We start from the raw sequence: 20,778 nt of genomic DNA on the forward strand, positions 1-20,778 counted from the left end.
ATCTTAATAACGTGAGTTCGGCCTAAGGAGAGAGTAAAAGTTGTAAATTGTCTTTGGATCTCAAATTCAAAGAAGGGTTTTTTTGGAAAAAAAGAAAATGCAACTAACCCACTTAATAGATTAACAGCCCAATTGAAAAAGCTTCGATGTCTAGTATGTTGAATCTGACAGATATTTTTGAGTTCATCATTTACGGATTCAATGATAGCTCTTTTTCTTAAAAGAATTTTATCAACTAAGGGCATTAATTTATTTTTCATATTCTTTTTAAGTTTTGTAATGAGTTGAATTCCCTTTTCATAAAGACTTTCAAACAAAGATTGACTGATGTAACCTGAGATAGAGGTTATATCAGTCAATCTTTGTTTGAAAGTCTTTATGAAAAAGGAATTCAACTCATTACAAAACTTAAAAAGAATATGAAAAATAAATTAATGCCCTTAGTTGATAAAATCTTTTAAGAAAAAGAGCTATCATTGAATCCGTAAATGATGAACTCAAAAATATCTGTCAGATTCAACATACTAGACATCGAAGCTTTTTCAATTGGGCTGTTAATCTATTAAGTGGGTTAGTTGCATTTTCTTTTTTTCCAAAAAAACCTTCTTTGAATTTGAGATCCAAAGACAATTTACAACTTTTACTCTCTCCTTAGGCCGAACTCACGTTATTTAAGATTTCGTAGTTGCTTAAAACGATACCTGCCTTTTGAAATCGATCGCAAGCTTGCCTCACAAGCACTCTAAGGGGACAGCAGTATATAATTTTCTCGCCTTTGAATTTTTTCAGAAAAAATTCTGTTTTTCCAGTTCCTTGAAGAGACTGTATCACATTGATCTTTGCCAGATCTTTGAATTCATCCATTTCGTCCGTAAGATACCTTGTATTCAAAGAGATCAACTTTCCTTTTGAATGCGAAGCTATAGATTCGAAAGGCTGCTTATTCTTAGAAATTCCGGACGGAACAGTTCCTGACCAACCATGCTTTGACGCAATTTTGAAAACATAGTTGAAGTGCCCAAATTTCTTCTTATCCAAAATTCCTGATAGATTGTATTTTCCCTCTAGTTTCACTCGAAATTGAATGAGTCTTTTGGTGTCCCTATAGCTGAAAGCTTCTGAAATTGAACAGCTAATTTGGAAAAGGTTTTCGTAGATCTGTTGTGGTGGAATTACTTCCAATGCTGAATGGACTTTTGCAAAAAGTTCATTTTCTGATGCTCTTTTTAGAACATATTCTCTACATTCTATTTCGTAAGCCGTTCGAGGATCTATTGTCTCTGGCTCAGGTTTGAATTCAGAAGGGTTTGGTTGACTGAAATTATATCGATCTTCTCTATGATCGAAATAGGTAGGGGTTGATTCGTACATACTTATGTCCTTAAAATATAGTAGCACTTTCAAAATTTGGAATCGACCGAACACAAAATACGGTGAAAACCAAATCATAAGCCTAAATTTTAAGGACACTTACTACAGATGACTGCTTAAAATGACCCGAAGATAGGTAAAAACAATTTGAACGAAAATTTTAGAAAGGATACTCATGTGATCCGGAGTTCTTTACTATAATTTTCTATAGCTACTCCTATTTTAAATTTAAATTCTGTCAAGTAAAAATAATTACCGATTTGAAAAAAAACTTTGAATTTCTATAATTTTTAGGGTGTTAGCGTTATTGGAGTTACGGTTGGAATTTTTATTAAATTTTATAATACAGAACTTCTGTCTCATTTTCCTGGACGTAAATTATGTTTATTTAAAATATTTGAGGACTGATACTTTATAGTTTTTTAATAAGTATTCTAATTACTCTCTACTCACATTCAGCATTCATTATGTTTTACTTATTTTATATTTAATTATAAGGGAATTCCTACTCTAACTTCAATTCAAACCATTCATTCTTCAGCTTTCTCCCATTTATAAGTAAGTTTTTACTTTCTCTCACTAATTAATCATGAGTGAGATCGGGACCAATAATATTGTTAAGTATTCTAAAAGGTATATTTCAGAGAATTTTAGTTTCTTCATTGAGTTGTTATATAAGCTAGGATTTGATATACGCAGAGAATTTGAAGGATCAGAAAAGAAAAGGATTACTTGTTATTCAGAAGAAGGATATAAAACCTTTTTCTTGAGTAATCGAAGAAGTCAGATTTTCGGGTTTATCAGTAATCATTTTCTTTCCAGGGTTAAAGTAAATGAAATATGGAGCGTTAAAAGGGTGTCTAAGAATGAGCTTATCTGGTTTAGAAAGCTAAGAAATCTGGCTTTGTCTGAACATCCTAATTCAGATATTCTTTACATTGATTTAGATACTCACAATCCTTCATTTTCCAATCTTCCATTTACTTCTTACGTTAAATTAATTCAAAGACTCCTCAAAGAAGTAGAATTGAACCTAGGTTGTATTCCAGTTTTTTGCGAGATCTCAAGAGTTAATCGAGGCGCTCATATCTATTACAGAGCAGAAGACACTTGGAAAAAAGATAACATACTCCTTCTTATTGCGCGGGTAATGAAAGCAACAGATGATCGAATCAGATTGGAACTGAGAAAAGAGCAAGGCAAAGGATATCGACTTCCGTTTGCTTGGGACTATTTGCCTTACTCATTTGAAAGAAAAGAAATTTTACGTAATATTCCCTATGCCTTGAAGGAAACCTTAAGGATACTCGATTCTAAACTTTATATGATTAATTACGAAACAGCCTCGGGAGTCTTGTATCAGAACAATGCTGAACTTCTATCAGAGAACTTCATTTCTAAAATTGAAGGTAATTCTTCCATTTGGAAGAAAGAAAGAATTAGGAAAGATGGGAAATCAAATTCATTTCAAATTACAGAAGGGAACCGAGTCGGCGGTGAAAAAACAATTTTTAAAGTTCTGAATTACTGCTTATCGAAAGGAATGAATTACGAGCAGGCTAAGGAATTTTGTCTTTCTTGTAATGCTGGAAGTAAAGATCTTTCTGCGATCGCTAAGAATCCAAATGGTAAAGAAGAGAAAGAATTAAGGACTCTGTATAAGTATTGTAAGATTAACTTTAAGAGTGAGTATGCTCCTTCGGGACTTGGAGAAAGAAAGAATCTTAATTTTCATTCAAATTTGCAGTATCTGACTCCCATAGATCTACAATGGATTGATGCTGAAGTTTATTATTCCTTTGATTTTTATCGAAACAAGACTTTTGATACTCTTAAACTTATATTGAAAGAGGTCATAGGAAAATACAATTACGATGTCTACGTAAACAAAAGAAAAGTTTCTGATTCGGTACGGTTAAAGAAGGAAGTAAAAGAAAAACTTTGTGCTGGGGCTCAGTTCCCTGATGAATTCTTCCATAGACTAAAAGCTCATTACAAGATAAAATTCAGCGTAAAAGAATTTAAGAATAAAATTCTGAATCAAACTCGGATATTTGCTCCAATTGATAATGGCATTAAAGGTGGGTTTCTGAATTTACCACAGATTCGGTCATGCAAGCAATACACTCTGACGTATGATAACTTGTGGATAGAATATTTTGGAGATAAATTCGAAAAGAAAATTCTGTAGTATCTAAATCTCTTTTGCTAATTGCCAGAGATCAGTATTGAATGAAATCAAACGATCCATTCCTTGTATAGGCCTACACTTTATATATCGCATATATTTGTTTTTGTCAGGGTAAAGAGCCAGTCCTTTGGTAATTGTTTCTTGAATCCGATTCAAAACTTTCCAAGCTGTATTTCCGTTATCTTCATTTCTACGAACTCGTAAAATACTCTCTACCAAATATCTTCTATATTCTCGTAAATCGGATTGAAATCGATAATCTAAGGCAGTATTTGCAAATTCTTTGATCTGACTTGAATTCAGAACTTTTGCTTTTAAGAATCGAATATCATCGGCTAAATCGTTAAATCCAAAAAGAATTTCTACAACCCAATCTTTGATAACATCCAGATTTGCTTTGTGGTGACGAAAAGATTTCTGATTCCCATTTCCTAAATTTCGAATGAGTAACTGATTCGAGCAGGCAAAACGTAGAAAGCCATAGAAGATTTCTAAGGAGTTGGACCGGTTGTGTGAATTGTAGATTACAACATTCAACTTTCCTTCGTCTTGAAAGATCATTGTAGGATGTTCAAGAATTAGCATATGTTTCTGAAATCCTTTACGGTCCTTGTTTCGGACATTGATTTCAGTTGCAGTCTGAACCTCCCACCCAAGATCCAAAAAGAGTGAGAGAACATCAGAGGTTTTGATTTGAAGATACTTTTTGCTTACTTGCCCGAAAGAGGCATCCGAATAAACTGAAGGGACTCTTCGTTTTAATTCCTCTTCACTGATTCCCATTTGAACTCCTACTAACGAGGAAGTTCATCGTTCCTTACCAAATTAAAAGAAAGTGAATTTTGTAAATGAGTAGGAATGAAATTACTTTTAGGAAAATAGAATGATCCGATTTGTAGATTCAAATTGTCTCGGAAAATAGAAGTTGTTTTTGCTATTATCAGAATTCCAAGGAATGAATATTTGGTTCACGATCAGGACTGATTGAATGAGTTTAAAAAAGAAGCGTGCATCTAAAAGAAACACGCTCATAAATTCTAAGCTTTTAGTTACTTGAAAGAATCTAAGAAGTCTATATCTAAATTTTTCCAGAGGGGATAAGAAGAAAATCTGTCATATAATAACGCTGCCCGAAAAATGCCGTCGTCAGGTCCGTTTACTCTATAATGCAGAACCAATGTTATTCCATCTCTCGAAATCTTCTCAAGCGTGATGTTATTCTTATACGGCACAAAATAAAGTAGATGTGTTTCTCCTTGGTATTCAATTTCCCAAATAATTTTTCCTTCTTTCTGGAATAACTTTACATCTTGTTTGAAGCCGGTTTCAGAATCTTTCTCTAAAACAAGTCTTGTGAAAATTTCGAAAAACTGATAAGATCCAGCACTCGATCCGTCCGGATATAACACCATATTCTTTAAATAGGGCTTAACAAATGGGTAATGGTTGACTAGATATGTTTGAACTTTTTTGTCGAAAAGATTGTTGCGGAATTCTTTAGCTTGCTCTTTTAATTCTCCCTCATTGGCATTTTGTAAATAATGAACTAAATCACGAACAGAATTCTTGTTCACCTTTTCCCATTCAGAAACTTCCTTTTGTTTTTGTAATAGGTGTTCGGCTTGCTCAGCTATCCTTGATTTATTCTTATTTTCAATTTCTAAAGTGGATTTTGCAATGTTCGGTGCGATATTATTTAGGAGATTAAGATAATCGGTTTTATCGTAATCTTCCTTTTCAGAACTGAAAGTGAAGATGTTATAAAAGACGAATGGAAGCCAAACCCAAAGCGTTTTATTTTCAGTATATCTTTCCACTCTTTCTGTTTTTCCATTGATCTCATATTCGACCTTAACACCAGATTTATATGAATTCCAGCAAGGAATCAATATACAAAGGTTAAAATAACCAATTTTCCCGTAAGAATTTTCTTCGTCTCTGGGAGAATATTCTTGAATAACAATTCGTAGCCTGTCTTTATCTACCTCGGAATATTCCGTAAGATCTATAAATTTGCTGAAATTCTTCTTCAACGTTTCTCTAAGAGCCGGGCCTCCTAATGATTCAGGTCCAATTTCAGCTTTTGGTCTTGTAGTGGCTTCAAATCTTTCAATTTTATAATTAGGTTTAACTAAGTGTAAGCAATTCACGGAAACGAAACACAGTCCTAAAAGTAAATAAATCAAATTCAATTTTTGCAAAGTAAGGCTCCTTAGATTCTAATCTAAATTGGTTTATAAATTCATTGGAAGAAAAGGGAATTGGAAAAACTAATACAGTGGTTTTTCCGGTTTGAGTTGGCATTCGATGAGAGCCATAAAGCCAGGCGATCGAATGAGGTATCCCCAAGTCTTGATTGCTTCGAGACAATTATCAACAGACTGCTTGTCGTAATATGCGTTAGAGTCAATACCGGCCACTTTCGAAGCGCTCATGTTGAGTAAAAAGTTACTCGCTGTTAAAATGCTTTTATCATAAGAAGCGAGAACTATAACTAAGGTCTGTGAAGCATCATCAATCTTTTGTTTCACTTCACTTCCTTTGACTCGATCATTCGCTAATCCTGCTTCGTTCATAAGGTTACAGTTGAATATTACAAAAAAGACAACAGCTATGTTGAAAGTATGTTTTAACAGATAAGGCATGATTACCTCGGTAGCTCATATTTTTCAATTTCAGGGAAGCTGCTTTGACGAAACTTACGAAGTTCACCTTCGGATTCCAAAATGGAACCTTCAATCACTTGAATTGCTTTTTTGAAAGCCATAAATCCTGAGATAGAATTTGTCGAAACAGAGATGGAGGAAAATAGAGGGGAGTAATCCTTAACAATTCTTTTTTGTAACCAGATATGCATTACAGATAATCCGATGAAGCCTCCAAGAATCGGTATTGGAACGAATGTAAGAATCATCGATGCAGAGAATAAGCCAATAGCGAGAAAGTTTAGTTTTTTCTTAAATTCATCTCCATCCGGTTGGAGAGTGTAGAAAAAGTTTTTTCCCCAGTTCGAAAAATAATCTTTTGCGAATTCTTTTCTATCGATTGATTTCAGGAATGCTTGATACGTTTCAAAGTAAAGATCACCCTCGGTAATTGCTTTGGCGGATGCACTTTCCAAAACCTTATCTAAAGATTCGATTGCTTGAGAATAGAATTCCTTGTCTTGAATTTGTTCAAAAGATTGAGAGGAAATTCCTTCCGATTCAATTCTTGTTTTAACAATTCTTGCGGCAGTGTAAGCTGGAATTTCAGAATACTTTCCTGAGCCGATCTCTTCTGCAAACTTTTTCATTTCAAAGATAAAGTCTCTGAGATACTTCTGATATTCCCGGTTTCTTTGCTCCTGTTCGAGCAAGAAGGTTTGTCTTTCCAACTCTACGTTTTGTTTGTTCTGTAGCTCAAAATTCGCCTTTGCGATTTTCTCATTAAACTTTGTTAGTTCCGAAAGAATTTTATTTGTCTTCTTTTGTTCTTTGTACATTGACCCCATGATTGATGACTCCTAATTGAATTGAATGTGTGCGACTTTATCCGTTAATCATTGTCTCAGTTCTGTAAGAAACCGCCCAGATGGAAGCAAAGATCCATCCGACAAGCGTAGCCATGAGGCAGAACGAGATCACGGAACGAATGAGATTCCCTGTAATAAAGAAATAGATACAAGGAAGGAAGAGGGCTAATAACTTCATTTTAAAAAATCCTTATGTATGGTTCTACTGCAAGGTAGGGACTATATTGGAAGATTACAGAAAGTGAATCTAGGAATGAAAAGATTTCGTTAAAACGAAACTGCTGAATTCCCGATACAAACAAATCCTTCCTTTTCACTTCAAATTCAATAGATACTGGCTTTCCAGATCACTGAGTGATTGGTAGAAAAGAGTGATTTCCTCCTATTCCGTGTATAGCCCGTCCTTTTTCTGCTTCACACCCTGAAGCATTGAGAGGATGGTACTTGTGCGTCCAAATAAGTCCTCGACCTTTTTATGTTATTAACATAATAAATCAAGGATTATTTTATTGACATATTTTAATAATGGCTTCAAAAAAAACAGAAATACACTGCTTTGGTGCTAAGGCGAGGGCTGTAATTGATGCGTCCGGTGATACCCAGGTTGTCGCTGCTAAGAAACTTGGTTTGTCCGTTCCGGGACTTGGAAGTATTACTCAGAATAGAGTGAAAACAACGGCTTACGAAGTCTTACTGGCGTTTGTTCGTGAGTATAATGTTGATCTAACGTATTTAGTTGATAATTCGATTCCGGTTCTTCCCATTCGTTACAACTCTTTGAAAGAGAGAAATATGATAGAAACGGACGAGAATAAAGTTTTGTATGATTTAATCGTAACTACGAAGGGCATTCGTGAGATTGTTATCAACTTACTTAAATTTCCACCTAAGAAACGAAAAGCAATTGCGGATATGATTGAGGCTTTATCGGAAGAAGATGAGTAGTGAATTGAGGTCTTTTGATTTTAAAATTCAAACTCGTTGATCAATTCTTTGAAATTCCAGTTTTTTAGTTTCTTCGCTCAATTGGTTAAAATTCTATTTTTGATTTCGACTAACGCTTTAGGGTCTCGGAAGGAATCTTAATTTCTAAGAATCGGATTTGATTTTTGAATCCTGAATTGCAGTTTTGATCCTTCTTCCATGTTCCTGATTTTCAGCTTTTGCATTAAGAAAACAAAATCATAGAAAAAATTCCTTGTTTTTAAATCTGGTATCGAGCTTTGCTTTTTTTCATAAAAAGTTATGCAAGCAGCTCTAAAATTACCACTTTCAATAGTTCCCAATCAATCCGACAGAGACAAAGCAAGTTGGTCTGAAATCTGTATATCTCATCAGACTTATCCCAACCGAAATGGAAATCAGTTATTTCCAATAGTTCCTGAAACACACAGCAAGAAAACTGAAATGAAGATCCCTCAAGATCTGAATTTGAGTATTACAAATACTTCCACTCCTTTAGCACCCACCAAGTCACCTTCACGTCCTAAACCACTGACATCAGCACAACTGAAAGAGAAACGTAAGAACCCAGCCATCAACATCGACTTCTTTACAAACCTCACTAAGAAGATCCTGAATGACTTCTACCCAAAGTATTGCCCTAACTGCCCAGGCAAGCTATTAACTAAAGAGATATCAACTCAACCTGAATTGATCCGCTGTGAGGGATGTAGGTATCTAACGTCAAGACTGAGCTACACTCCCCTCATCACATGAAAATTCCGTTATATATGTTCTCATACGTTCTCTATGAGAGCATGATACAATTTCCAAAGACCCTCACTTCAACTGAGATTAGTAAACGATTGAATGTATCATACAAAGGCGCGGCAAATTTGAAGCAAAGATTCCAAGTCTTTGCCTCACAGCAATTACCAAAATACAAGCAACTGACATATGACGCGCTCGACAGAGAGTTTAAAGACTTCTCCTTACCACCTGATGAAGATGCTGATATTACTGAAATCATGGAAAATCGTCCATACGTCTGTGCTGATACAGTAGTTTTGTATTCAGCAAGTCAGAGAGCCAATCAGGGACGTAAAAGATACCGACATGCTGGCTCTACTGCTTCCATTTACCTCTCAGACAAGCTTGGAGGTAGGCAAGTTGGAACCTTGGCTCACACGATTGCAATCAAATCCGGACCTGTGTTCTTTCACAGTGTTCCCAACGAAAGGATGAACACGTTAGGTCCCATCATTAAGGATCATCTTCCTTTACAAACCCCTTTAATGACTGATTCCGCATATAAATTTTTATGGAATATTTACAAGAACCATCGCCAAGTAAATCACAGCGCTCATTCTAAAGATGCTCGTTACAAATGGGCAAGAAATCGCTTCTCGAAGCTCGGTTGTCATTCGCAAGTAGCCGAAGGAAATCACAGACTTTTGAAAACAGCTTTTTCTTCTTACTGTTACATTCGTCCTGAGAACTCTACTCGTTATCTGAATGAGTTTAGTTTTTTAAAGAATGCTCATGTGTTTGGGTTGGATGTGATTTGTGAAAATGGAGAGATGCTTGCTGGGGAAGTTGATGAGCGTGTTGATGGTGCGAGGGAGATGGGTAGATCATCCTTTGGTTCCGATCCCGGAGGGCCGTTAGGTCCAGCAGTTGGGATCGGAAGGAAGGGATAACTATCTATTTTCTGTTCCGAATGCACACAAGTCGTGTTTAACGACTAAATCCGACCTTCCAGTTAATACAGAATATTACACAAAACTAACAGAAAAGTTCTTAGATACGTTTTACCCGAAATACTGCGGTAGCTGTAATATTCAGCTTCGTAAAAAGATTAGCACACGAGAATATTTGATTCGATGTGAGATCTGCCATTATCAATGTTCGAGACTGAGTTACACGCCTTTACATCATTTTAAACTTCCGCTGTGGCTCTTCGGTTACGTATTTGAAGAAGCGTATTTGCGAAGTCCGAAGGTATTAACAGCGACAGAGATCAAAAGAAAAACAGGTGTGTCTTACAATACGGCATTATTGTTGAAACGTAGAATTCAACTTTTTGCGAGTGAACAGAAGGAATCCTTTCGCGATTTGATCTACGAGAAACTAGAGAGTTCCTTTCAAGAATTTCGCCTACCGGATTCGAATGGTAAAGGGGCAGTTTCAGAAAAAAACCGGATTCAATCGAGAAGAGCAGAAAAGGTTTTGAAAAAGGCTTTCAAAGGAAAATCGCAAGTAAACGCAGATACTCTTGTATTGTTCTCCGCGTCCCAAAGAGCTAACAAAGGGCGTAGAAGGCACAAACACGGCGGTTGTACCGCTTCTATCTATATGAGCGCGAAATTGGGTGGTAAACAAATCGGAACGTTAGTCCATACAATTGCGACGAGTGAAGGAGCATTGATCTTAGATTCGGTCCCTGATCAGAAGATGAATACTTTGGGTCCATTATTCCTTCAGAATATTCCAAAAATCGCGCCAGTATTTACGGACAGTGCATATCCTTGGTTAAGCTCCGTATATCGGAATCACCGAATGGTAAATCATTCAGCGAAGTCTAAAGATTCGCGTTACAGATGGGCCAGAAATCGTTGGAATAAAGATGGAGTTCATATTCAATACGCCGAAGGAAACCACAGAGTGATTAAACAAGCTTTCTCGGAATACGGATATATCCGACCTGAATATTCACAACTGTATCTGAACGAGTATTGTTTTTTTAAGAACTTCAAAGCGTTTGGAATGGAGAAGCTCGTTGATCAAAACAGTGTAAGGAACGAAGGAAGCAAGAAGGGAAGTGCAGTAGTTGAAGTCGCCAAAACCAGGCAAATGAAAAATTCAATCTACGAAAGTTTGCTTTTTGCTGGAAAAGCAAACTTTCAGTCCAATGTGCGGAAAGTCAACAAGAAATAACTATCTTAACACTTCGTTGATCAATTTTCCCAGCAAGCTATCTTGAGTTTGAACGGTTTTCTGATTGGCTTCGTAAGAACGGTTGACTTCGATCATCTCGACCATTTCTGTAACGACACTCACGTTAGACGCTTCTAGATATCCCTGTAGAACTGAAGGTTCATCTTTGAGTTCAAAAGGTATAGGCTCGCCGGATTCGGGAGTGTCGGCGTAAAAAGAATCGCCTTCCTTGTCAAGATGGCGGGGATTTTCAACGGTCCTAATTTTAAGCCTATCTAAAAGAACAGGAGTTTCAAATCGGTTCTTATCAATGGAAGTTCCGTTAACGGGATCGTTACCGATTTCACCGTTGATCCAGACCTCTCCGTTTTCTTTAATCAAAAAATTTCCGCGCGCGACACGGATCGGACCGTTTTCTCCCATCAAAGGAAAACCTTGTGGAGTGACGAGATAACCATTCGTGTCCATGACAAAAGCTCCACTCCTGGAAAGCCTTTCTCCTCGGTTGGTCATAACGCTGAAAAAAGCGGGATGTTCGTTACCGGGTTTGTCTTGGAGCATGATATCGAATGGATTTTCGGTTTTTTTCACCGCGCCTTGTTCAAAACGTGTGTAGACTTCGTTGACTTCACCGCCTAATCCGAGTTTGCCGACAACGGGAGCGGTATCGAAAGAACCCATCGGAACTTTTCCGACGCCGTCCTCGTCAAAACGGTGGAGTAAAAGCTCGGGAAATGTCTTAAACACGGTTGTGTCTTTTTTAAAAGCGGTTTTATCCACGTTTGCAAGATTATTTGAAATTACATCCATTCGAGACTGCTGGATGATCATCCCGTTCGCGCCCGTATACATTCCTCTAAGCATGTTTCTTCACCTGATCCTTATTCTAAGATCGGCGGTTTTTAAAAATCCGATAACAATTTTGAGGACATAAATTGGAAAAGAATAAGGAATCTCTCTATCTTCCGTATTGATTTGGAGAAATAAAAAGATCTGATTCTATATGAAATTTATTTCTTGTTTAAAAGATTGACGGATATTATTTTATGGATCGTCATTTAACAAAAACGTGCTCGCTCGTTACAACAACGGATGGGATTATCGAAATCTCTTTAGGGCATCTCGGTATCAGGCTTAGGAGAAAATCGAACATTACCGGTGCGTATAAGCCATCATGGGAAAGCGTTTAAGATCGAATTTTAAGTCTCCGAATACCGTTTGGATGAAAATTGCGCCTTACAAAGAAACTCGCAAAAACGTTTCAGTCGTCGGTTCATTTCTCAGGATAAATTTAGAACGCTGGAAAAGAAGAATCAAATTCTAGTATTCTTGTCTTTCTTTAATTTTCCTTTTAATGTGATCAATAAATTACAGTCTTCTAAAGAACTGCCCGTTTTTGTCTCGAAATCTTTTCTAAGTTCCGAAAGAATTCTTTCCTGAAGTTTGGGATCCAGATTTACGTCGTAGATTTCCCCGGTTTTTTCATCGATCGCATGATGATGATGATTCACATTTGAATCATACAAAGTAATTCCGGATTTGAGTTCCAAAAGCTTCACGATTCCTTTTTCTGCAAATAGTTTCAAATTATTGAATATGGTTGCGCGAGAAGCGTTTGGAATATGTTCGTTTATCAATTGAAACACTTGGTCGGCAGTCAGATGTTGCGGTTTCGAAAGCAGTAGGTTGGCCATCTGTAATCTTTGAACCGTGACATTGATTCTGGCGTCTTCCAGAATCTTTTTGCTTCTTTCGTAAGAATCCTTCATGTGACAATTTTCCAGGGGAGATAATTTTTGTCTATAATTTAGACTTATTCTAAAAAAAGACTTGAGCTAATTTTTTCTTATTTTAAAATTGATATAATTTTATAATTAGTTTAAAAATGTATAACTTTGATTTAATTATAAATTAAAATTGAAAAATTATGAATTTATTTTTCAATTTAATGGGGTTTGGGGATGAATTTTGAATTTCAGACCGATTTAAAACACAATTCGGAAGGAAAAATTCCCAGAGAAACGACAACGGTGGCTTCTAAGGCATGGATCGAATATCAAAAAAGCATAAAGTCGGAAAACCCTTGTTTTGATTCGGCAAGACGAGGAGACGTAGAAGCCTTAAAGGCACAGATCGGGACGCTGAGACACGTAGATGAAAAAAACCGAAAGGGTTATACATTATTGATGTTAGCCGCTTACAACGGACAGGAAGAAGCGAGTCTTTTTCTAATCTCTCAAGGCGCAGACCCGAATTCCACGGATTTGGAAGGTAATTCTATATTGATGGGAGCGGCATTCAAAGGACATACAAAGATCGTGGAAATTCTATTAAGCGCTGGGGCCGATAAAAATTATCGAAACCCTAAGGGACAAAATGCATTTCAATTTTCTAATATGTTTGGTCGAACGGAAGTCAGTAAACTCCTAAGTGAATCCGAATCGACTCTGTTTCAAAGATTATTAACTTTTTTTAAATCTTGGATTTTATACATCATTCAAATTACAAAAGGAGAACAATAGTGAGTAAAAAGACCCTTACTACGGCTGGAGGTCATCCGGTCGCACAAAATCAACATTCCATCACGGCCGGGCCCCGAGGTCCGGTCCTCATTCAGGATACTCATCTGATTGAAAAACTTGCCCACTTTAATCGAGAAAGAATTCCGGAAAGAGTCGTTCACGCAAAGGGAGCGGGAGCTTATGGAACTCTGACGATCACACACGACCTTACGAAGTATTCCAGGGCCTCCGTTTTTTCAAAGGTGGGAAAACAAACTTCTCTCTTTCTGCGTTTTTCAACGGTTGCGGGTGAAAAAGGTTCCGCGGATACGGAAAGGGATCCGAGAGGTTTTGCGATCAAGTTTTATACGGACGAAGGGATTTGGGACCTTGTGGGAAATAATACGCCCGTATTCTTTGAAAGAGATCCGCTGAAGTTTCCGGATTTTATCCATTCACAAAAAAGAGATCCGATTACGGGCTATAAGAATCCGTTTCGTATGTGGGATTATTGGGCCAAGGCCCCCGAAGCGTTACACCAAGTTACGATTCTTTTCGGAGATAGGGGAATTCCGGATGGTTATCGTTTTATGAACGGTTACGGAAGTCACACTTTCGGACTTTGGAATTCTCAAGGACAGCGTTTTTGGGTAAAGTTTCATTTTAAATCCATGCAAGGAATCAAAAACCTGACTTCGGAAAGAGCATCTGCGTTAGCCGGAACAGATCCGGATTACGCGACTAGAGATTTATTTGAGGCGATTGAAAGGAAAGAATTTCCTAAGTGGAAGTTTTGTCTGCAGATCATGCCTGAGAAGGAAGCCGAAACATATCGATTCAATCCGTTCGATCTCACAAAAGTCTGGTCTCACAAAGATTATCCTTTGATCGAGGCGGGAGTGTTGGAATTGAACGCCAACCCTAAGAATTATTTCGAAGAGGTAGAGCAAGCCGCCTTTTCGCCTTCCAACATGCCTCCGGGAATAGGCGCTTCTCCGGATAAGATGTTGCAAGGAAGGTTATTCGCATATCCGGATGCTCAGAGATATCGTTTAGGAATACGATATCAACAACTTCCAGTAAATAAACCTAAGAACTTGGTGAACGTTTATCATAGGGACGGAAGTGCGAAGTTTCAATACGATGGGAACTACGATAATTATGAACCGAACGGTTTTGAGGGGCCGGTACAAGATTCTTCCTATGCCGAACCTCCTTTAAGAATTTCTGGAGATGCGGATCGTTACGATTCCCACAAAGGAAACGACGATTATTCTCAAGCAGGGGATTTGTATAGAATCATGAGTATCGAGGAAAGAGAAAGGCTCACTTCTGCGATCGCTTCCACGATGCGCGGTCTTCCTAAAAGTGTACTCGTTGCGAATCTCAAACATTTCTATCTCTGCGATCCAGAATACGGAACCAAACTGGCGGAAAAAGTAGAAATCTCCTTAGAAGATATAAAAACCTGTCCTTAGTTCCTAAAAGAATTCAATGTCGCACATCCTAAGAAATGTGCGACAAGTCCAAACTCATGGAATGTGTTGAATATTCCATTTCTTCTTTAGGATATTGAGGCGTTTGTGGTGAGGCCCGAATTTTTTAAAGCGACTTCAAAAAATTAAGGAGATGGGTTCGATCCCGAATGTTCAATTTGAGAATGTAATCTTTGCTCGACTCCGCTTCTCCCCCGTGCCAGAGGATCGCTTCCATCAGGTTTCTAGCTCTTCCGTCATGAAGATATCTCGTATGACCGTTTACGACTTCGAATAAACCGATTCCCCAAAGGGGAGGGGTTCTCCATTCTCTTCCGTTCGCTTCTTCATCCGGTCTATTGTCCGCAAGTCCGTCTCCCATGTCGTGCAACAAAAGGTCTGTATAAGGTCGGATGGTTTGGAAAGATAGCTCAGGGAAATTTTCGTTCAGACCAGTTTGAGTCTTTGGAAGATGACAATTTTTGCATCCCGCTTGGAAAAAGATTTTCTTACCCAAAAGGACGCTTGTATTATCAGCCTTTCTTCTTGCCGGAACTGCGATGAGCTTCAAGTAGTTCGTGATTGCGGTGATTTTATTTTGAGCGATTTCGGGGGAACCGCCGTTTCTGGAAGCCCGACACTGGGCCTGAGCGTTCGTACAGTTCTCGTTTTGAAACATAGGAGAGGTAATTCCCAAATCTCCTAAAAAGGCCGCGGAGCTTTGTCTCGCCAAATCGGTGTTATTTGCTTTCCAGCCGAACCTTCCTAGGGTTGTTCCGATTCCGTTTAAATTCCGGACATAGTTCGGCCGACCCGAAATTCCGTTTCCGTCCTTATCATCCGGATCGGCGAGCGCGAGAATTGTATCCTCGGGAATCGTTTCCAAAAGCCCGAGTCCTATGACCTGAGGCGGAACTCGAACGGAGGTCCTTGTGTCGTTTGCAAGAGGGCCGTATCCTAAATTCGAAAGTTCTAATAAAGGAGAGCGTAATGTATATTTCGTGCCGTCTTCGAATTTGCCGACAATTTCTCTATAAGTGAGAATAGCATCTCCTTCTTTGAGCACTCCCTGGACGGAGTTCGGTTGGAATTGTCCTCCGTAGCTGGGTTCTTCATGGTTCGAATCGTTACCGACGCTGAGTCGAACGAGACTGGATGTTAAGTTTTCTTGGTCCTCTTCAAGTGTTCTTCCGTTTGCGCCATGACAAGCAGAGCAGGCGTTCGTATGGAAGAGGGGACCAAGCCCGTCTCTGTCCGGAATGGCGGCGGAAAAGCCGGGAATCCAAGGAACTTCGAATACGGTTTGTCCTACTGTATATTCGGAAATAGATCTCAAAGGGGCATTTCGGGCAAATTGTCGGAATGCCATATTTCCGAATTCGAAACTCGTCATCGCACTACCACCTTGGTATTCTTCTCCGTCTTCGTATCCCCATTCCATATCCGAGGACTCCGAAAGGATCGCTATCAGAATGGCTCCGATTTGGCAATTTTTAGAAGAACAGAATTTTTCCTTGGGAGCGCAGGTTTGTGTCGACAAAAAAACAAGAAATAGGGCGACTCGAAAGATCTTTCCCGATAAAGATCCGAAAAAGATCGGAGTAGATAAAACAAAGCGAGAATTCAAACTCATTTTAAATTCTGAATATTAAGGAAGTGTAATTGATACGGGATTCGGAGCGCCCCAGTTTGCTTGTAGATCCTGTCTTCCTAAGGAACCTTTGAAATTCCAGCCCCAACCGTAGATTTCTCCGTTTCCGAGTAGGACGAAGTTATGAGTCGCTCCGCAACCGAAATGAATGACATTGTCAATTCCGACCACCGCTTTGTTCGGTTCGTAGACTTTTAGGGTGTTTGTTTCTCCAATTGCTAAATTTGCGGTGTTACCGTTAGCTCCCCAACCTTTCACTTCTCCGCTTTTTAAGATCGAAAAACTTTGAGTTCCTCCTGCCCAAACGGATGAAGCATTTAGAATATTCAAGACTTGTGTTGGAATAGGCGTAGGGTTCGGAGAACCGTTTCCTCCGATTCCCAACTGGCCGCTTGCGTTTAGTCCCCAGGAATAAATTCTTCCGTCCGATGCCAATGCGAGAATATGATCTCTTCCGTTTGCGATCTGTTTGATTCCGGGGAGTCCCTCGACTTTTACGGGAATAGACTGGGCCGCGTTGGCGGCTGAAAGTCTCCCGTTGCCTAAGTTGCCGTATTGGTTTCTACCCCAGACATAAACTTCTCCGTTTTCGGTAAGCGCCGCTGAATGTTCCGAACCGGCAATTACTTGGATGACGTCCCTAAGACCCACGACTGCGACCGGGTCCATAGAAAACGAATCGGCATTCAAATTGTTCGCTCCGTTTCCCAGTTGACCCACGTTGTTTTGACCGAAAGCGACAACGGTGCCATCCGATTTCAAGATCAGAGCATGATTGAAGCCGTAGGCTCCCATAACCGCGTCGTCTATTCCTGGAACTAGAGTGGGAGGTTGTCTATTTCCCGCCGCTCGAGGATTGGCCGGGTTCGTGTTGTTATTTCCGATTCCTAATTGTCCTTTCGCGTTGTTTCCCCAGGTATAGACTCTTCCGTTTTTTGCAATCGCCATGGAATTGTTTTGATTGAAATGAATGCTAAAAATATTGCTGATCGAATTGAGTTTTACGATCACATCATTATTCTCATCTCCCGTGGAATTGCCGGTTCCAAGTTGGCCGAAATTGTTTCTACCAGCCGTATAAACTTCTCCATTTTTCAAAAAACCAGAGTGAGCTCCACCTGCACTGAGTTTAGTTCCGAAATAGAAGTTTACTTCTTTTTGAAGAATCGTGCCGTCTGGTTTTTTAAAACGAACTTGGATTGTATTCTCCCCGTTTTTGGGCTTAAAAGGTGGGAACGTTTGAGAAGAGGGAGAATGGATCGGAACGGAAAAAAGTTTTCGTTCCTCGTCATAGACCTCGAATTCCCCTGATATATCAGTCTGGATCGTCGTTTCCACTTGGTAGACAGTAATGATTTCTCCTTCTTTGGGAGAAAGGATTTGGAAAGAACTTTGATTCAACTCGGCTTGATTGGCAGCGATTCCTAACAGAAAGAAGGGAATCAGATCAGGGCGCGAATTCGGCTTACAACTAAGTGCCAAGATCGTAGACAGAATAAACGTAACTTTTCGTTTCAAGATTGCCTCTTTTACTTTTTTGATAATGAGTCTTGGTATCATTATTGATTTCAAAAGAAACACTGTGCAATATGAAGTCAAGAATTTCCGGATTTTATTCGTCTGTATTCCAATTCTCCTTTGCATCCCATAGGTAGAATTTTGTGTGAAGTTTCGTGAAAATTCTTTCCGGGAGAATCCCGCCCATGAATCCTAAAATCCATTTTTTGCTTACGGTTTCTTTTCTCGTCTTCGTCTCAGGAAGTTGTAAAAAAGAACTGAGTGTTTCTATGGCAACGTCCACTTCCTTGAGTGATAAGCTTGCGTTTGCCGCCCTCGGAGACGGCGGTTGGAAACCAGAAGAGGGCGCCGAGTTCGTAAAACTTCATTTTTATCCGGATGAAGGATTCCAATTGAAAAAGATGGAAGTGGATTCCTGCAAAGGAGAATTCACGGATGCGGTGACCGTCTATATCAACTTTGACGAGTTAAGTGCCACCGCGGACCTTTCCAATAAGAAGGGGGTCGTGAGTTTTGAAAAGGCGGTATTTGCAAGATCCGTAACGATCAACTTCAGGAAGAACAAAGATCTCTGTATCGGACAGATTCGTTTTTACGATGAAAAGGAAAAACAATTCGACCTGAGGCTTCCTAAGGTCGTGGAAGGCTCCGCGACAGCTTCCGAAACTGCAAATCCCGTTCAGTCTTATGATGTAATGAACCTTTTCGATTCTCGTTACGAGTATGCCTGGGCCTCCGATAAAAAAGGAAAAGGAGTTACCCTCGATTTTAAATTTAAAGAAACTCAGAAATTCAATAAAATCAAAATTTGGAACGGGTATCAAAGATCGGATCAACACTGTTATTCGAACGGAAGACTCAAGTCCGCTACGTTAACCGGGGAAGACGGTTATAGTCAAAAAATTCAACTTCAGGACGTTCTGGGCCCTCAGGAAATCCTATTAGAAGAAACGTATAAAGGAACTTTTTTACGTTTAACCGTGGACGAAATTTACGCGGGGAAGATGTACAAAGGATTTGTACTGAGCGAAATTCGTTTTGGAAAAGATAAGAATTGGTTTTTGATCGATCCAATCAAAAGATCTCAAAGTATCGCAGAATCGAATCACCTACAATTTACCACTTCCAATTTGGATGGGATTTTAAATCGAGGATTGATCGGTTCTGAAGTTTCCGCTTTGCCTCAAAGTGCTGAGACAATTGAAAGTTCGGAAAATGTAAAGAACGTGCAAGCGGCCGGAACGATCGGGACGAAAATTTCGACCGCTGAAGAATCAAATCAAGAGAGATTGAAATCCAATTGGTCTCTTAGAATGCGTTCCGATGGTTCTTTCTTTATGGAAGGTGATATACAAGATCAAAGCGATGCCGAAGAGGGAATGCTTCACAAAACGAGCAAGTTCTACGCAATCGGAAATTACGAAGTCAAAGAATCCTCTTCGGGAGCATTGAAGTTCAGGGTATTTGGATATATGCGAAAATACTCATCTTCTTACATAGAAGAGATCGGAGACATGGATTGTAACGGTTGTGGTCGGGATTGTAACATGGGAAATCAAGATCCGAATAAAAAGGAGATTATCTTTCAAGACTTCATTACGATAAAAAATTTGAATGGGAACATTTACGTTCAAAATACAAGTCCGAGTCGTAAGCTGGATTTTCAGATCTTAGAGATGAATCTTGAGTAAATTTCCAAAGGAATTTTACATTAGAGTTGTTGAAAAAGTTCAGATTAACAAAATTGCTTCAATCGACCATTTTCATTAAACAGAAACGGATGGAGAATTAATTTTTCAACAACTCTATTCTAAAATTTAAGGTTGTTTTCAATTGAAGAAGTTAATTTATAAAATTCTAATTTTGGTTCTTTTTATATATCTACTTGGTTGTAAGAAAGAAATTTCCAATTCTGAAAATTTGGAACCAATTTCTTTCGATCCGAATCGACAGATTGAGGTTCGGATTCTTTGGGAGAAAAAAAATTTTCCTTTGGAAATGGAACTCTACGAGGGAGCTTCTCAGAGACCTGTGGAACTCTGGGCCACGGGAAACGTCGGAGATTTGTCGGAGGCTCCGGTTTCTTCTAAGATAGAAGGATCCGAGCTTTATCTCAAACCAGGTTCTAAAAAAAGATTCGTACTGGTTGTAAAAAATACCACCGAACAGGATTTTTATTTTTTTGCCGCCCCCCATTCTATGGAACCGGCTGAAGTTTCCTTAGGGTTTAAGTTCAAATGTCTTTGTGTCAATCACGCCTTTTATATTCCTCCACATGAAACCTGGTTTAGGGTTGTGGAGTTAAGGGTGGGAGGAGAGGCGTTGGGAAAGGAATTAAAAATTTCTCATACGCTTGTGGGGATGGACGAAGATAGACTCCGCCTCTATCAAAAAGGGGTCGGTACCGGTACTACGGGCGAAGATTGAAACCATTTTGCAACGAGTTCCGGTTTCACAGAATCTTATTTTTATTTGCCCTGGCAAATGTTCGGACCGAAAGTATTTGAAACCGATTTGGTAAATTGTTTCTTTATCGTAAGAATGATTATGAAATAAATTATGAATTTAATAAAGCTCGTCGACCTGCGATTTGAGGATGGGAATGCGGTCTAAGCGATCTTTTGGAGATTCGAAAAGGACTTCGGAAATTGAATACTTGGGCTCAAAGTCTGTTGAAT

The 20,778-nt window shown here is 38.8% G+C and carries 18 protein-coding genes and 3 pseudogenes; 10 read left to right on the forward strand and 11 right to left on the reverse strand.

The features are described from left to right. Nucleotides 1–335: pseudogene (locus LEP1GSC062_RS06445) on the reverse strand (transposase); the annotation flags it as partial. 3 nt (nt 336–338) lie between these two features. On the opposite strand from LEP1GSC062_RS06445, the pseudogene LEP1GSC062_RS24595 reads away from it, so the two are divergent. Further along, nucleotides 339–655 (forward strand): annotated as a pseudogene (locus LEP1GSC062_RS24595) (transposase); the annotation flags it as partial. Here LEP1GSC062_RS24595 and LEP1GSC062_RS22970 read toward each other — a convergent pair. Continuing rightward, the gene (locus LEP1GSC062_RS22970) at nt 652–891 is read right to left on the reverse strand and encodes a DEAD/DEAH box helicase family protein (protein WP_020983811.1); all 240 of its coding nucleotides are present in this window, start codon (nt 889–891) and stop codon (nt 652–654) included. The pseudogene LEP1GSC062_RS24595 and the gene LEP1GSC062_RS22970 sit on opposite strands and share 4 nt — an antisense overlap. A 275-nt stretch (nt 892–1,166) precedes the next feature. Between LEP1GSC062_RS22970 and LEP1GSC062_RS25275 the strand changes: the two genes are divergently transcribed. Next, nucleotides 1,167–1,295: a hypothetical protein gene (locus LEP1GSC062_RS25275; protein WP_279625775.1), complete on the forward strand. Its 129-nt coding sequence runs from the start codon at nt 1,167–1,169 to the stop codon at nt 1,293–1,295. A 665-nt stretch (nt 1,296–1,960) separates the two neighbouring features. Further along, nucleotides 1,961–3,562, forward strand: a complete 1,602-nt coding sequence (locus LEP1GSC062_RS06460; RefSeq protein WP_010577955.1) for a hypothetical protein — start codon at nt 1,961–1,963, stop codon at nt 3,560–3,562. 3 nt (nt 3,563–3,565) lie between these two features. On the opposite strand, the gene LEP1GSC062_RS06465 is transcribed toward LEP1GSC062_RS06460, so the two are convergent. The 5 genes from LEP1GSC062_RS06465 to LEP1GSC062_RS23910 all read right to left on the reverse strand — a co-directional run bounded on the left by LEP1GSC062_RS06465 (nt 3,566) and on the right by LEP1GSC062_RS23910 (nt 7,254). Beyond that, complete coding sequence (locus LEP1GSC062_RS06465) at nt 3,566–4,345, reverse strand: DUF932 domain-containing protein (RefSeq protein WP_010577956.1); 780 nt, start codon at nt 4,343–4,345, stop codon at nt 3,566–3,568. 266 nt (nt 4,346–4,611) lie between these two features. Beyond that, entirely contained in the window at nt 4,612–5,763 is a 1,152-nt protein-coding gene (locus LEP1GSC062_RS06470; RefSeq protein WP_010577957.1) for a hypothetical protein, read from the reverse strand. A gap of 69 nt (nt 5,764–5,832) precedes the next feature. Then, nucleotides 5,833–6,207, reverse strand: coding sequence for a TIGR04452 family lipoprotein (locus tag LEP1GSC062_RS06475; RefSeq protein WP_010577958.1), 375 nt, complete (start codon nt 6,205–6,207; stop codon nt 5,833–5,835). 2 nt (nt 6,208–6,209) lie between these two features. After that, nucleotides 6,210–7,055 (reverse strand): hypothetical protein, encoded by an 846-nt coding sequence (locus LEP1GSC062_RS06480; RefSeq protein ID WP_020983817.1) that lies wholly within the window; start codon nt 7,053–7,055, stop codon nt 6,210–6,212. A gap of 37 nt (nt 7,056–7,092) precedes the next feature. Further along, on the reverse strand, nt 7,093–7,254 hold the full coding sequence (locus LEP1GSC062_RS23910; protein WP_020983787.1) for a hypothetical protein: 162 nt from the start codon (nt 7,252–7,254) through the stop codon (nt 7,093–7,095). A 347-nt stretch (nt 7,255–7,601) separates the two neighbouring features. Here LEP1GSC062_RS23910 and LEP1GSC062_RS06485 point away from each other — a divergent pair, with 347 nt between their 5' ends. The 3 genes and pseudogenes from LEP1GSC062_RS06485 to LEP1GSC062_RS06500 all read left to right on the forward strand — a co-directional run bounded on the left by LEP1GSC062_RS06485 (nt 7,602) and on the right by LEP1GSC062_RS06500 (nt 10,955). Further along, nucleotides 7,602–8,021: a hypothetical protein gene (locus LEP1GSC062_RS06485; RefSeq protein WP_039941383.1), complete on the forward strand. Its 420-nt coding sequence runs from the start codon at nt 7,602–7,604 to the stop codon at nt 8,019–8,021. A 300-nt stretch (nt 8,022–8,321) separates the two neighbouring features. After that, nucleotides 8,322–9,718, forward strand: a pseudogene (locus tag LEP1GSC062_RS06495) (transposase). 286 nt (nt 9,719–10,004) lie between these two features. Then, a complete protein-coding gene (locus tag LEP1GSC062_RS06500) occupies nt 10,005–10,955 on the forward strand; it encodes a transposase (protein ID WP_020983812.1) in 951 nt (316 codons plus the stop codon). Here the strand turns inward: LEP1GSC062_RS06500 and LEP1GSC062_RS06505 are convergent, their stop codons facing one another. Both LEP1GSC062_RS06505 and perRA read right to left on the reverse strand, forming a co-directional pair. Then, nucleotides 10,956–11,819, reverse strand: a complete 864-nt coding sequence (locus tag LEP1GSC062_RS06505) for a flagellar hook-basal body protein (RefSeq protein WP_010577964.1) — start codon at nt 11,817–11,819, stop codon at nt 10,956–10,958. A gap of 449 nt (nt 11,820–12,268) precedes the next feature. Further along, nucleotides 12,269–12,724 carry a peroxide-responsive transcriptional repressor PerRA gene (gene perRA, locus LEP1GSC062_RS06510; protein ID WP_010577965.1) on the reverse strand — a complete coding sequence of 152 codons (456 nt, stop codon included), beginning with the start codon at nt 12,722–12,724 and terminating at the stop codon, nt 12,269–12,271. A 192-nt stretch (nt 12,725–12,916) separates the two neighbouring features. Here perRA and LEP1GSC062_RS06515 point away from each other — a divergent pair, with 192 nt between their 5' ends. Together LEP1GSC062_RS06515 and LEP1GSC062_RS06520 are read left to right on the forward strand one after the other, a co-directional pair. Then, nucleotides 12,917–13,477, forward strand: a complete 561-nt coding sequence (locus LEP1GSC062_RS06515; RefSeq protein WP_010577966.1) for an ankyrin repeat domain-containing protein — start codon at nt 12,917–12,919, stop codon at nt 13,475–13,477. Beyond that, nucleotides 13,477–14,934, forward strand: coding sequence for a catalase (locus tag LEP1GSC062_RS06520; RefSeq protein ID WP_020983784.1), 1,458 nt, complete (start codon nt 13,477–13,479; stop codon nt 14,932–14,934). The genes LEP1GSC062_RS06515 and LEP1GSC062_RS06520 overlap by 1 nt, the downstream gene beginning before the upstream one ends. Before the next feature lie 124 nt (nt 14,935–15,058). On the opposite strand, the gene LEP1GSC062_RS06525 is transcribed toward LEP1GSC062_RS06520, so the two are convergent. Then, nucleotides 15,059–16,564 carry a di-heme oxidoreductase family protein gene (locus LEP1GSC062_RS06525; protein ID WP_020983788.1) on the reverse strand — a complete coding sequence of 502 codons (1,506 nt, stop codon included), beginning with the start codon at nt 16,562–16,564 and terminating at the stop codon, nt 15,059–15,061. A 15-nt stretch (nt 16,565–16,579) separates the two neighbouring features. Beyond that, nucleotides 16,580–18,100, reverse strand: coding sequence for an RCC1 domain-containing protein (locus tag LEP1GSC062_RS06530; protein ID WP_039941417.1), 1,521 nt, complete (start codon nt 18,098–18,100; stop codon nt 16,580–16,582). Nucleotides 18,101–18,285: 185 nt separating this feature from the next. Between LEP1GSC062_RS06530 and LEP1GSC062_RS06535 the strand changes: the two genes are divergently transcribed. Then, entirely contained in the window at nt 18,286–19,791 is a 1,506-nt protein-coding gene (locus LEP1GSC062_RS06535) for a discoidin domain-containing protein (RefSeq protein ID WP_010577969.1), read from the forward strand. Nucleotides 19,792–19,933: 142 nt separating this feature from the next. Further along, complete coding sequence (gene lsa20 / locus LEP1GSC062_RS06540; RefSeq protein WP_020983752.1) at nt 19,934–20,527, forward strand: LIC11469 family lipoprotein adhesin Lsa20; 594 nt, start codon at nt 19,934–19,936, stop codon at nt 20,525–20,527. Nucleotides 20,528–20,778 lie beyond the last annotated feature (251 nt).

The organism is Leptospira alexanderi serovar Manhao 3 str. L 60 (assembly GCF_000243815.2).
In the GTDB taxonomy this organism is placed as follows: Bacteria; Spirochaetota; Leptospiria; order Leptospirales; family Leptospiraceae; genus Leptospira; species Leptospira alexanderi.

Bases quoted from the DNA above. Each gene is read 5' to 3' on its own strand.
- LEP1GSC062_RS23910 (WP_020983787.1), bottom strand. From the start codon at position 7,254: ATGAAGTTATTAGCCCTCTTCCTTCCTTGTATCTATTTCTTTATTACA.
- perRA (WP_010577965.1), bottom strand. From the start codon at position 12,724: ATGAAGGATTCTTACGAAAGAAGCAAAAAGATTCTGGAAGACGCCAGA.
- LEP1GSC062_RS06505 (WP_010577964.1), bottom strand. From the start codon at position 11,819: ATGCTTAGAGGAATGTATACGGGCGCGAACGGGATGATCATCCAGCAG.
- LEP1GSC062_RS06480 (WP_020983817.1), bottom strand. From the start codon at position 7,055: ATGGGGTCAATGTACAAAGAACAAAAGAAGACAAATAAAATTCTTTCG.
- LEP1GSC062_RS06485 (WP_039941383.1), top strand. From the start codon at position 7,602: ATGGCTTCAAAAAAAACAGAAATACACTGCTTTGGTGCTAAGGCGAGG.
- LEP1GSC062_RS06460 (WP_010577955.1), top strand. From the start codon at position 1,961: ATGAGTGAGATCGGGACCAATAATATTGTTAAGTATTCTAAAAGGTAT.
- LEP1GSC062_RS06535 (WP_010577969.1), top strand. From the start codon at position 18,286: ATGAATCCTAAAATCCATTTTTTGCTTACGGTTTCTTTTCTCGTCTTC.
- LEP1GSC062_RS06465 (WP_010577956.1), bottom strand. From the start codon at position 4,345: ATGGGAATCAGTGAAGAGGAATTAAAACGAAGAGTCCCTTCAGTTTAT.
- LEP1GSC062_RS06525 (WP_020983788.1), bottom strand. From the start codon at position 16,564: ATGAGTTTGAATTCTCGCTTTGTTTTATCTACTCCGATCTTTTTCGGA.
- LEP1GSC062_RS06475 (WP_010577958.1), bottom strand. From the start codon at position 6,207: ATGCCTTATCTGTTAAAACATACTTTCAACATAGCTGTTGTCTTTTTT.
- LEP1GSC062_RS06515 (WP_010577966.1), top strand. From the start codon at position 12,917: ATGAATTTTGAATTTCAGACCGATTTAAAACACAATTCGGAAGGAAAA.